The sequence below is a fragment of the Cryobacterium sp. TS_SC_7 genome, from assembly GCF_056156285.1.
In genome coordinates this window covers 3,028,795-3,040,416 of sequence record NZ_CM149589.1, presented here as the reverse complement: position 1 = coordinate 3,040,416, position 11,622 = coordinate 3,028,795, and the positions used below count along the sequence as shown (strand labels likewise).

Annotated in this window: 11 protein-coding genes and 1 tRNA gene; 3 read left to right on the top strand and 9 right to left on the bottom strand. The window is 68.3% G+C overall.

Going from position 1 to position 11,622, the window contains the following annotated elements; all coding sequences use genetic code 11:
* Window positions 1–84 precede the first annotated feature (84 nt).
* Both pth and AC0J5J_RS13985 read right to left on the bottom strand, forming a co-directional pair.
* Complete coding sequence (gene pth / locus AC0J5J_RS13990) at window positions 85–666, bottom strand: aminoacyl-tRNA hydrolase (RefSeq protein ID WP_134425068.1); 582 nt, start codon at window positions 664–666, stop codon at window positions 85–87.
* Between the two features lie 38 nt (window positions 667–704).
* Complete coding sequence (locus tag AC0J5J_RS13985; RefSeq protein ID WP_134425067.1) at window positions 705–1,313, bottom strand: 50S ribosomal protein L25/general stress protein Ctc; 609 nt, start codon at window positions 1,311–1,313, stop codon at window positions 705–707.
* Window positions 1,314–1,707: 394 nt separating this feature from the next.
* Between AC0J5J_RS13985 and gndA the strand changes: the two genes are divergently transcribed.
* Window positions 1,708–3,111, top strand: a complete 1,404-nt coding sequence (gene gndA / locus AC0J5J_RS13980; RefSeq protein WP_474900240.1) for an NADP-dependent phosphogluconate dehydrogenase — start codon at window positions 1,708–1,710, stop codon at window positions 3,109–3,111.
* A 122-nt stretch (window positions 3,112–3,233) separates the two neighbouring features.
* Here the strand turns inward: gndA and AC0J5J_RS13975 are convergent, their stop codons facing one another.
* A complete protein-coding gene (locus AC0J5J_RS13975) occupies window positions 3,234–4,193 on the bottom strand; it encodes a type IV toxin-antitoxin system AbiEi family antitoxin domain-containing protein (protein ID WP_474898544.1) in 960 nt (319 codons plus the stop codon).
* 209 nt (window positions 4,194–4,402) lie between these two features.
* Between AC0J5J_RS13975 and AC0J5J_RS13970 the strand changes: the two genes are divergently transcribed.
* Window positions 4,403–4,768, top strand: a complete 366-nt coding sequence (locus AC0J5J_RS13970; protein WP_474898542.1) for a hypothetical protein — start codon at window positions 4,403–4,405, stop codon at window positions 4,766–4,768.
* 160 nt (window positions 4,769–4,928) lie between these two features.
* On the opposite strand, the gene AC0J5J_RS13965 is transcribed toward AC0J5J_RS13970, so the two are convergent.
* The 3 genes from AC0J5J_RS13965 to AC0J5J_RS13955 form a co-directional block, all read right to left on the bottom strand.
* On the bottom strand, window positions 4,929–5,906 hold the full coding sequence (locus AC0J5J_RS13965) for a ribose-phosphate diphosphokinase (protein ID WP_134425063.1): 978 nt from the start codon (window positions 5,904–5,906) through the stop codon (window positions 4,929–4,931).
* Window positions 5,907–7,331 (bottom strand): bifunctional UDP-N-acetylglucosamine diphosphorylase/glucosamine-1-phosphate N-acetyltransferase GlmU, encoded by a 1,425-nt coding sequence (glmU, locus tag AC0J5J_RS13960; RefSeq protein ID WP_474898540.1) that lies wholly within the window; start codon window positions 7,329–7,331, stop codon window positions 5,907–5,909.
* Window positions 7,332–7,394: 63 nt separating this feature from the next.
* Window positions 7,395–7,466: transfer RNA gene (locus tag AC0J5J_RS13955), tRNA-Gln, on the bottom strand.
* Window positions 7,467–7,589: 123 nt separating this feature from the next.
* Between AC0J5J_RS13955 and AC0J5J_RS13950 the strand changes: the two genes are divergently transcribed.
* Window positions 7,590–8,081 carry a MarR family winged helix-turn-helix transcriptional regulator gene (locus AC0J5J_RS13950; protein WP_134425061.1) on the top strand — a complete coding sequence of 164 codons (492 nt, stop codon included), beginning with the start codon at window positions 7,590–7,592 and terminating at the stop codon, window positions 8,079–8,081.
* A gap of 188 nt (window positions 8,082–8,269) precedes the next feature.
* Here AC0J5J_RS13950 and AC0J5J_RS13945 read toward each other — a convergent pair whose 3' ends face one another.
* The 3 genes from AC0J5J_RS13945 to AC0J5J_RS13935 form a co-directional block, all read right to left on the bottom strand.
* Window positions 8,270–9,790, bottom strand: coding sequence for a CYTH and CHAD domain-containing protein (locus AC0J5J_RS13945; protein ID WP_474898539.1), 1,521 nt, complete (start codon window positions 9,788–9,790; stop codon window positions 8,270–8,272).
* Between the two features lie 64 nt (window positions 9,791–9,854).
* Window positions 9,855–10,514: a methionine ABC transporter permease gene (locus tag AC0J5J_RS13940; RefSeq protein WP_134425059.1), complete on the bottom strand. Its 660-nt coding sequence runs from the start codon at window positions 10,512–10,514 to the stop codon at window positions 9,855–9,857.
* A 1-nt stretch (window position 10,515) separates the two neighbouring features.
* A complete protein-coding gene (locus AC0J5J_RS13935; RefSeq protein ID WP_474898537.1) occupies window positions 10,516–11,577 on the bottom strand; it encodes a methionine ABC transporter ATP-binding protein in 1,062 nt (353 codons plus the stop codon).
* Window positions 11,578–11,622: the final 45 nt, after the last annotated feature.

Sequence of the window (11,622 nt, the reverse complement as noted above, 5' to 3'; positions counted from 1 at the left end):
TGACAGCCACCGGCTGACCCGTTCCGGTCGAGAGTGCCCGTTGCGCCGGTCACTGTCGACCGGAACGGGCACTGTCGCGGGAGGCTACGGGGCGTGGAACTTCTGCTGCGCGGCGGTGACGCCCTCGGCGGAGATGAGTTCGATCGCGTCGGCGGCATCCGTCAACAGGTTGGGCAGGGCCGAACGCTCGGTCGACGTGAAGTCGTGCAGCACGAAGTCCGCGGCCGGCTGACGCCCGGGCGGACGACCGACGCCGACGCGAATGCGGGTGAATTCGTTCGTGCCGATGGCGGCGATGATGTCGCGCAGCCCGTTGTGGCCGCCGTGGCCGCCGCCGACCTTGATCTTCATCGTGTCGAACGGGATGTCGAGGTCGTCGTGGATCACAATCAGGTGCGACGGCTGCAGTGAGTAGAAACGCAGCAGCGCGGCCACTGGCCCGCCGGACACGTTCATGTACGTGTTCGGCTTGGCCAGTACCAGCTTCGGACCACCGGGGAAGCTGCGCCCCTCGGCGACCGACGAATTCGTTTTATGGTTCTTGAAATTCGCCGACACACGGTCGGCGAGCACGGCAGCCACCATGTGGCCGACGTTGTGTCGATTACCGGCGTAGTCGGGCCCGGGGTTGCCGAGCCCGACTACGAGCCAGAGATTGTCGTCCAGGGGAATCCTCCGCTTGACGCGAAACCAGAAGGGAATGACTACTCGGCGGGAGCAGCCTCGGCCTCTTCGCCCTCAACGGCCTCGGCCTCTTCTTCCTCTTCCTCTTCAACCGGCAGGTGCACGGACACGACGACGGCTTCTTCGTCGGAGATGAGCGTGGCACCCTTGGGGAGCTCGACGTCCTTGGCGTGGATCTGCGCGCCCTCCTCGAGGCCCTCGATGGAGAGCGGGAGGTTCTGGGGGATGTTGATGGCCTCGACCTCGAGCAGCAGGGTCTTGGTGTCCAGGTCGGCGACCATTCCGGGGGCCGGCTCGCCAGTCACGTGCACGGAAACCTCGACCTGGACCTTCTCACCCTTGCGGATGACGATGAGGTCGAGGTGCTCGATGATCTGCAGGAACGGGTCCTTCTGAACGTCCTTGACCAGGGTCAGGTGGCTCTTGCCGTCGATCTCCAGCTCGAGGACGGCGTTCGCACGACGCAGCAGCAGGCCGATCTGGTGCGCGGGGAGCGCGACGTGGACCGGGGTGGTGCCGTGGCCGTACATGACGGCGGGGATCTTGCCCAGCACGCGCAGCTTGCGGGCCGCGCCCTTGCCGAACTTCACGCGCAGGTCGGCGGCAATCTTGTTGGTGGCGTCAGCCATGGTGTTTCTCCTTGCGGACCGCTACGGCCCAGATCTGGTTTGCGGGCGAGACGCCTGCAAAGGTGGGTACTGGTTCAATTTCAACTCGAACGCGTGTCAGCGTGAGGAAAGGCCGTGAAGCATTCCGCCGCGTCGATAACGGATGCCGCACCCACGGTTTCCCGGCGGGCGGCAGCCCTCGCCGAAGTTCAACTGGTAAGTCTAGCGGAGACGACCGGGCACGGGGAACGCGCGCCCGGACATCCGTCACCGGCGCTGCCCGCTGCACGCCATGTAACGGCCCCGGGCCGAGCGACTAGCCTTGAAGGAGTTTCAAGAATTGACAGCTGAAGGAGCAAACGTGGCCGAAACCGGCGCAGCACAGGCAAACATTGGCGTAGTGGGACTGGCGGTGATGGGCTCGAACCTCGCCCGCAACCTCGCCAGCCGCGCGGGCAACACCGTGGCGGTGTACAACCGCTCTCCCGAACGCACCCGGCTGCTCACCACCGAGCACCCCGAGGCCGGCTTCGTTGCCTCGGAAACCATTGAGGAGTTCGTGGCGTCGCTGCAGAAGCCGCGTACCGCGATCATCATGGTGCAGGCCGGTGCGGGCACGGACGCCGTGATCAGCCAGCTGACCGCCCTGTTCGAGCCCGGCGACATCATCGTCGACGGCGGCAACGCCGACTTCCAGGACACCATCCGCCGCGAGAAGGAGGTGCGCGCCACGGGCGTGAATTTCGTCGGCGCCGGCATCTCCGGCGGTGAAGAGGGCGCGCTCAAGGGCCCCAGCATCATGCCAGGCGGCTCGGTGGAGGCCTATAAGACCCTCGGCCCGATCCTCGAGTCGATCGCGGCCGTCGTCGACGGTGTGCCCTGCGTCACCCACATCGGCACGGATGGCGCCGGTCACTTCGTCAAGATGATCCACAACGGCATCGAATACGCCGACATGCAGCTGATCGCCGAGGCCTACGACCTGCTCCGCAAGGTGACCGGGCACTCCCCCGCCGCGATCGCCGACGTGTTCACGGAGTGGAATGAGGGTGACCTCGAGAGCTACCTGATCGAGATCACCGCCGAGGTGCTGCGCCAGGTGGACGCGAAGACCGGCCTGCCGTTCATCGACGTGGTGCTCGACGAGGCCGGGTCCAAGGGCACCGGAGTCTGGACCGTGCAGAACGCGCTCGACCTGGGCGTGCCCGTCGGCGGCATCGCCGAGGCCGTTTTCGCCCGCGCCGTGTCCAGCCACCCGGAGCAGCGCGTCCCCGTGCGCGCCGGCATCACCGCACGCCCGGAGATCGCCGTCGTCGGCCACACCTTCCAGGACGACGTGCGCCAGGCGCTCTACGCGTCGAAGGTCGTCGCCTACGCCCAGGGCTTCGACGCGATCATCGCCGGCGCGGTCAAGTACGGCTGGAGCGTCGACAAGGGCGCCATCGCCACAATCTGGCGCGGCGGCTGCATCATCCGCGCCCAGTTCCTCAACCGCATCGTGGATGCCTACGCGAACGACCCGTCGATCCCTACCCTGCTCGCCGACCCGTACTTCGCCCAGGCCGTCGCCGACGGCGAGTCGGCCTGGCGCCGCGTCGTCTCGACGGCGGCGCTGTCGGGCATCCCGGTGCCCGGTTTCGCGTCGGCGCTCAGCTACTTCGACTCGCTCGCGAGCGAACGGTTGCCGGCCGCCCTGGTGCAGGGACAGCGCGACTTCTTCGGCGCCCACACGTACAAGCGCGTGGACATGCCCGGCACCTTCCACACCCTGTGGTCGGGCGACCGCAGCGAGATCGCCACCGAGGGTTCCTCGCACTAGCCGCCCTGGCCGCCCCGCCGCCTGGCCCCGCTTCCGCAACTGTTGCCGGAGCGGACAAGTGTTGCCCGTACACGGGCACCAGTTGTCCGCTCCGGCAACACTCGTGTCGGCCAGGCGGCCCATCAACGCAGGACGGGAAGCCCCGCGGTGGTGAGGATGCGCAACAGCGACCGGCGCTGGCGAACATCGGTCGGCCCCCAGCGGGCCATCCCGTTGCCTTCCGAGCGGAGGTCGTCCTCCCGAATCTTCTCCCGGGTGACAGCTTCACCCGGTGTGAGACCCCGCAGATACTCATCCTTCAGATATTTGCCCTGCCCGTCGAACTCCCCGATCAGGCGATAGTCCGGCCACTCGAAGTCGGTGAAGTAGAAGCCGCCGCGGGGGTTCGGGTGGCACGTCTGCAATAGCGGATCGGGGAAGCCCAGCTCGAAGATCGCCACGCGGCTCAGCGATTCACCCGGGTTGTCCGCGTTGGGCCGGGCGAAGCTGATGGCCCGATTCGCCCGCACCAGCCCACGGGCCGAACTCGACTCCTGCAACTTCTCGCGCAGCACCTCCACCGTCAGGAAGACCTCGGGAGCTGCACTCCGCGGATTGAGCGCATGGTCGATCGCAACGACGGCAGCGGCGAAACGCGTGGTACGCGCCAGGTCGAGCAGGGTTCGGGCGGGACTGGTCACGAGCATCCCGTCGACGTCGACGACATCCGCGTCCGGAATAGGGCTGCGGTGGACCGTCACGCCGTTCTTGCTGCGCGCCCGGGACTGCGGTGGCGCCAGCACGTGAACCGTGCTCGGCCAGGCCTCAGGCAGGGGAATCCCCCACACGGCCGCGGCCGATTGATGGCTGATCACCGGGTCCCGCTTTCGAGTGGCGACGACTGCGCGGATCTGCGCGAGGTGCCTCTGCTGCGGTGAGAGCGGAGCCCAGTGCTCCGTGCTGGTGAAGACGCCGCGGCGCAACCGCACTGCGCTCCTCCCGAACTGCACCTCCCGCCGAAACTGCCGATCTTCCGACTCGGTTGACCCTCCCCCTTTGGAGAGGTAGAGCCCGGTGTGCTCGTCGATGCGCTCGTCAGCCATGTGGCGAGGTTGGCAGTGCGAGGCAGCCACGGGCAGCTTCGCGGGCGATTCGGGGGACCTCTGCCACCCTGAGAGCCTGGGGAGGGGCGGCCGAGTCACTCCCACCGCGGAAAGTGTTGCCGCAGCGGTCAAGTGTTGCCCGTACGCCGTCAACAATCGTCCGATTCGGCAACAGATGCGAAACGGTTTGCGATACTGGGAGCCTGATGATGAGCGACGACCACCCCGAACTCTCCGGTTACGAGCCGCAGGATGCCGCCAGGCCCCTGCGCAGTCGGCGCACGCTGGCCCTGATGCGCATCGTGGTCGTGCTCGGGCTGGTGGCCTTGATTGTTCCGGGTATCCTCACCAGCCTGCAGATCGCGTCGACCACGGCCGACAACGCCTGCAGCGTGGCCACGGCCCGGTACTATCCGGTAGCCATCGGCTTCGATTCGCGCTTCGACCTGAGCGGGCCGGGCGGTTTCGGCTGGCAGTGCTACGCGATCGACATCAACGAGCGCGAGACGTATGTCATCCCGCTGGGCATCATTCCCTCGGCGCCACGGGCGCAGACCACGGAGATACCGGCCTAGAATCGGCCCCGCTGGGAGGGGAGCGCGATGAGGACGACGCAGGGCCGGGCTCCGGCCCGAGCTCCTGCTCTGAGCTGCGATCTGACCGGTGCGGACAGACCGATGGCCGGCCGTCGACATCCGTCAACGACCGGCCAGGGGTCAGGCAGAACAGTAGGGCCTACGCGGCACCCTCGAACATCGAGGTGACGGAACCCTCGTCGAAGACCTCGTGGATGGCGCGCGCCAGCAGCGGCGCGATCGGCAGCACGGTGAGCGTGGGGAAACGCTTCTCCTCGGGGATCGGCAGGGTGTCGGTGACGACGACCTCGGAGATCGCGGGATTCTGCAGCAGTTCGAGAGCCGGGTGGCTGAACACGGCGTGAGTGGCGGCGACGACGACGCCGATCGCGCCGGCGGCACGGAGGGCCTCCGCCGCGAGAACGATGGTGCGGCCGGTGTCGATCATGTCGTCGACGATCAGGCAGACGCGACCCTCGACCTGGCCGACGATCTCGTGGACGGTCACCTGGTTGGCGACCTTCGGGTCGCGACGCTTGTGGATGATGGCCAGCGGTGCGCCGAGCTTGTCGCTCCAGATGTCGGCGACGCGGACGCGGCCCATGTCGGGCGAGACGACCGTGAGGGTGGCCGGATCGAGCTTCTCTTTGAAGTGCTCGAGCAGGACGGGCATGGCGAAGAGGTGGTCGACGGGACCGTCGAAGAAGCCCTGGATCTGGGCGGCGTGCAGGTCGACGGCCATGATCCGGTCGGCGCCGGCGACCTTGAACAGGTCGGCGATCAGCCGGGCCGAGATCGGCTCGCGGCCGCGGCCCTTCTTGTCCTGGCGGGCGTAGGGGTAGAACGGGGCGACGACCGTGATGCGCTTGGCGGAGGCCCGCTTGAGCGCGTCGACCATGATGAGCGACTCCATCACCCATTCGTTGATCGGGTTGGTGTGCGACTGGATCACGAAGGTGTCGGAGCCACGCACGCTCTCATCGAAACGCGCGTAGATCTCGCCGTTCGCGAAGGTGCGCGCGTCGGTGTGGACGAGTTCGGTACCAAGTTCCGTGGCGATGTCCAGTGCCAGTTGTGGGTGAGCTCGCCCCGAAACCAATACAAGTCGCTTTTCGCCGCTGGTCTTGATTCCAGACACCTAGTCTCCGCTCTTTGCCGCAGCCGCCGCCGCGTCGGTTCCTGGGCGGTTGGTCTGTACCCAGCCGTCCATATTGCGTTGTGGAGCCACGGTGAGGCCCAGGGCCCCGGCCGGCACGTCCTTGCGGACGATTGTTCCGGCACCCGTGTATGCTCCGTCCCCAATCCTAATCGGCGCCACGAAGACGTTGTGCGACCCGGTGCGCACGTGGGACCCGATCTCACTGTGGTTCTTGGTCACGCCGTCGTAGTTGGCGAAGATCGTGCCGGCCCCGATGTTCGACTCGACGCCCACCGTCGCGTCGCCGACGTAACTGAGGTGCGGAACCTTGCTTCCCGCGCCGATGGTCGCGTTCTTGGTTTCGACGAAGGTGCCGATCTTGCCGTCAGCGCCCAGATTCGTGCCCGGTCGCAGGTAGGAGAACGGGCCGACGGATGCCCCGGCGCCGATCACGGCCAGCGTCGCATCCGTGCGCTTCACCACCGCGTTCTCGCCGATCTCGCAGTCGACGAGGGTGGTGTCCGGGCCGATCACGGCGCCGGTCTCGATCACGGTCGCGCCGAGGATCTGGGTTCCGGGCCGGATAGTGACATCCGGTGCCAGCTTGGCCTTGAGGTCGATCCAGGTGGTCGCGGGGTCCTGCACGGTCACACCGGCCAGCTGCCAGCCGTAGACGATCAAGCCGTTCAGCTGACGCGCGGTCTCGCTGAGCTGCGCGCGGTCGTTGATGCCGGCCACAAGCCAGGCGTCGGCGACCGGGACGGCCCGCACTTCGGAACCCGCCAGGCGGAGCAGACCGACCACGTCGGTGAGGTACTTCTCGCCCTGCGCGTTCTCGGTGGTGACGTTGGCCAGCTGCTCACGCAGCTCGGCCAGGCGGAAGACGTAGACGCCGGCGTTGGTCTCGGCGATGGCGCGTTCCTCGGCGGTCGCATCCTTCTGCTCGACGATGCGGTCGAAGGCCCCCTCCTCGGAGCGCACGATGCGGCCGTAGCCGGTGGCGTCCTCCGGGAAGGACGACAGCACGGTGGCGGCGACGTCCCGTTCGCGGTGCGCGTCGACGAAGCTGGCCAGGGTGGCCGCGTTGAGCAGCGGCACGTCGCCGCTGACCACGAGCACGTCGCCCTCGAAATCGTCGGGGAGAGCGCCGATGGCCTGTTCCACCGCACGGCCGGTGCCCGGCAGCTCGTCCTGGTCGACGATCAGGCTTTCGGGGAGGTCCTTGCCGACGAGGGCGGCCAGCCGGTCGCGCTCGTGCCGCACGACGGTGACGACGTGCGCCGCGTCGAGGGCACGGGATGTCGCCAGGACGTGGCTGAGGATGGGAAGTCCCGCGAGCTGATGCAGCAGCTTCGGCGTGCTGGACTTCATGCGGGTGCCCTGGCCGGCGGCCAGCACGACGATAGCGAGTCGAGAATCGGTCACGTGGTTTCCTCTAGCTTCTGTGGAGCCGCCCGGTAAAGACCGGATGGTGACGCCAATCAAGTGCTCCGCCGCCAGGACTCGAACCTAGACCTAACAGCTCCAAAGGCTGTCGTGCTGCCATTACACCACGGCGGAATTCGCCGACCCGGGGCCGACCAACGGTGTCAAGTCTGCCAGATATCGAGCCGGGAGCGCGCCCCGGCACCCCGAGAGGGGGCTCCCGCGCAGGTTTCCGCACCCGACCGGGATAATAGACGGATGCCCGCACATGACGAAGTCGACCGGATCGTTGATGCCTGGCTGCGCGAACGGCCCGACCTCGACTTCGCACCGTTGCAGGTGCTGTCCCGCGTGGGCCGGTTGTCCAAACACCTGGACCGCGCCCGGCGCACCGCCTTCTCCCGATCCGAACTGGATTCCTGGGAGTTCGACGTGCTCTCCGCCCTGCGCCGTGCGGGCTCACCGTACGAGCTGAGCCCCAAGGCGCTGCTGCAGCAGACGCTGGTCTCCAGCGGGACCATGACCAACCGCATCGATCGGCTCGTCGAGCGCGGCCTGGTGACCCGCCGTACGGACCCCAACGACGGGCGCGGCATCTTCGTGAGCATGAACCCGGCGGGGCTCACCCGAGTGGATGCCGCGATCACCCGGCTGGTCGACGCCGAAGCCGAACTGCTCGCCACGCTGTCGGCGGGAGAGCAGACCGCCCTGGCGGACCTGCTGCGCAAGCTCAGTCTCGGCTTCGACTGACGCGACGCGCTCAGCGCGTCCGCGTCACGAGCACCTGCAGCCGATCCACTTCAGACGGACGAGAACGTTCGGAAGTCAATCATTCCCGGTGGTCGAGCCTGTCGAGACCCGTCCCCGTCGAGACCCGTCCCGGTGGTCGAGCCCGTCGAGACCCGACCCGGTGGTCGAGCCCGTCGAGACCCGTCCCTCTATTTCGCGATCGACCCCTTCGGAAAATCCCGCCACGTGCGGAAGAAGCGCGCCTCCATCGCGGCGGCCCCGCTCTCTTCCACGGCGTGCAGCCGGCCGTAGCTGAACGCGTTCTCGCCCTGCAGGTAGGCGGTCATGCCGAGCTGCAGCAGCTCGGCGCGGGCCACGACGCTGTCCTGGTGGTCGCCGAGGGTGTCCTGCACCTGACGGGCCGCGGCCACGAGCCGGGTCGCGCGCACGCGCCGCAACGGCGTCGCCGTCTCGGCCGCGTAGCGCAGTTGCTTGGCGCGCTTCCGCGCCTCGTGCAGAGCCTCGTCCCGAACGGGCCCCGACGGTGTGCCGCGGGCCAGGAACACGGATGCCCGCAGCCGTTTCCAGTCGGCACGTATCAATTCGGGGATGACTGTACTCGCGGGCTTCTCGGCCCGCGGGCGCAGTGGCGCGGACGCCAGCAGATCGTCGAGGCGGTCGAGCAGCTCGAAGTACCGGTCGGAATCGAGGGCGGCCAGGGCCTCGAGCCGGGCCGACCGGATGACGGCGGCGAAGTGCGCGTCGATGCGCTCCACCATCGGGCCCACGACGAGCTCGACGGGCTGCTGCCCGATCCGGTGGGCGAGGCGCTGGCGGATCACCTCCGCGTCGCGGGCGGCGCCGAGCGCGCCGGCCAGCCACCGCAGCTCGTCACGGAGCGGAGCGGTGACCGACGTGTCGAGCAGGTCCCGATAGGTGGACAGGGCCGAGCGCAGGCGCCGGGTGGCCACGCGCATCCGGTGCACGGCACCCGCATCGTTTCCGCGCACCCGAGCGTCCTGCACGCCGATCGCCTGCACCTGTTCCTGCACGTAGGCCATCAGCACCGTGCCAGCGGAGCTCTTGCGGGTCGCCCGGAGCGTCGGCGCCGCCCGGAATTCCGGCAGCCGGTCTCCGAGGGCGCGGGCCAATTTGGACGGGTTCGCGGACGGCTCCACGCCGACCGATCCCAGGCGCTCCTGGGCGGCGTCGAGCAGGGCGCGGGACCCGTGCACGAGCTCGACCTCCCATTCCCGCCAGGTCTGGCTGAACGGTTTCGGCGCGAGGCGGTCGGCCTGCACCTCGTCGTCGCAGACCTCGGCGAGCACGGAGTCGTTCGCGCCGACCAGCTGGTGCAGGACCCGGCGGGTGCGCAGCCGCACCACGGGCACGAGGGGGCGACCGCGGAGCACGCCCCGCACGAGGTTGAGGATGGCTTCGGGGATCTTCTCGGGGTCGTCGCCCAGCGGTTCCCGCATCTCGCGGCGCTCGTCGACGGCGACCGGGAGTTTGAGGTGCCAGCCGGCGTCGTCTCCCCCCGTGCGGCGGCGCAGGGTCAGTCGGCGGCTGGCGAGGACCAGGTCGGCGCTGTCGTAGTACAGGGCGTCGAGGTGGTGCTCGACGGGCGGGTCAACGTGGGTGACGCCGGGCAGGTCGTGCAGGGGCGGCAGAACGGTGGCCGGGTTGACGTCGAAAGTGCGCTCGATCTCGGCGAAGCCAGCGGAAGTCATGCCTCAGTGTATTGCGGCGGACAGCCACCAGGGGGAGGGCTCACCCGTCTTCGTCACAGCCGGGCTAGCGGCGGAACGCCTTGCGCGCCAGCCAGTTGCCGAGGAACTGCACCAGCTGCACCAGCACGATGATGAGCAGCACGGCCGCCCAGGTCACCACCGGGTTGAACTGGCGGTAGCCGTAGAGCAGCGCGAAGTTACCGAGGCCGCCTCCGCCGACGTAACCGGCGACCGCCGACATGTCCACGAGCGCCACGAAGATGAAGGTGTAGCCGAGGATGAGCGGGCCGAGAGCCTCGGGCAGCAGCACCGTGAAGATGATCCGGATCGGCCCGGCCCCCACGCTGCGCGCCGCCTCGATCACACCGGGCGTGACGGTGAGCAGGTTCTGCTCCACGATGCGCCCCATGGCGAAGGATGCCGCGAGCGAGATGGTGAAGATGATCGCCGCGTTCCCGATCCCGGTTCCCACCACGACGCGGGCCAGCGGTTGGGCGGCGGCCAGGAAGATGATGAACGGGATCGGCCGCACGATGTTCACCAGCAGGTTGAGCACCACGAAGACCGGGCGGTTCTCGAGGATGCTGCCGGCCCGGGTCAGATAGAGTCCCAGCCCGACCAGCAGGCCGCCGATCCCGCCGAAGAAAAGGGTGAGGCCCACGATGTAGAGGGTCTCCCCCGCGGCGACCCAGAGTTCGGGCCACAGGTCGATGAGGCTGTCCATTTCAGCGCACCTCCGTGACGGTCGTGAGGGTTCGCACCCGGTCGAGGGCGGCGTCGATGGCGGCATCAGCCGCGGCATCCGTGGCCCCCGGCCGGGCGAGCGCGAGCGTCAGGTGCCCGAAGGAGCGGCCCTGGATCTCATTGATGCCGCCGTAGACCACCTCGAAGGTGACGCCGGCGGCGGCGAACTCGCCGAACACGCGGGCCTGGTCGACGCTGCTGTCGCGGAAGGCCAGGGTCACGAGGCGGCCCGGGTGCCGCCGCCGCAGCACCGCGAGCTCCGGCGGAGACGGGAGTCCCTTCACCACGGTGGAGACGAACCGGGCGGATGCCGCCTGCTGCGGGTTCGAGAACACGTCGAACACGTCACCGCGCTCGATCACCCGGCCCTGGTCCATCACGGCGACCTTCGTCGCCAGGGTCTGGATGACATCCATCTCATGCGTGATCACGATGATGGTGACCCCGAATTCCTTGTTCACCCGTCCCAGCAGGTCGAGCACCTCGGAGGTGGTCTCCGGGTCGAGTGCGCTGGTGGCCTCGTCGGCGAGCAGGATGCCCGGCTGGCTGGCCAGGGCCCGCGCGATGCCCACGCGCTGCTTCTGACCCCCGGAGAGCTGGTCGGGGTAGGCGCGGGCCTTGTCGCCGAGCCCGACGAAGTCGAGCATCTCGCCCACCCGGGCCCGGCGGGCTTCCTTGGACCGTCCGGCCACCTCGAGCGGATAGGCGACGTTCGCCGCCACAGAGCGTGACCCGAGCAGGTTGAACTGCTGGAAGATCATGCCGATGCCGAGACGCACCGGGCGCAACTCCCGTTCGGGCAGCCGGGCGATGTCTGTGCCGTTGACGAAGATCTCGCCCGATGTCGAGCGTTCGAGTGCGTTCACGAGCCGCACCAGGGTGCTTTTGCCGGCCCCGGAGTAGCCGATGATGCCGTACACGTCACCGGCGTCGATCGTGAGGCTGACCTTGTCGATGGCGACGACCTCGGCCCCGCCCCTGGTCGTGGGCGGGTACACCTTGCTCACGTCACGCAGTTCGACAACGGGGCTGGGGGCAGGCATGGAACATCCTTACTGACTGACTGGCGTATTGCTGGGCGGTGACAG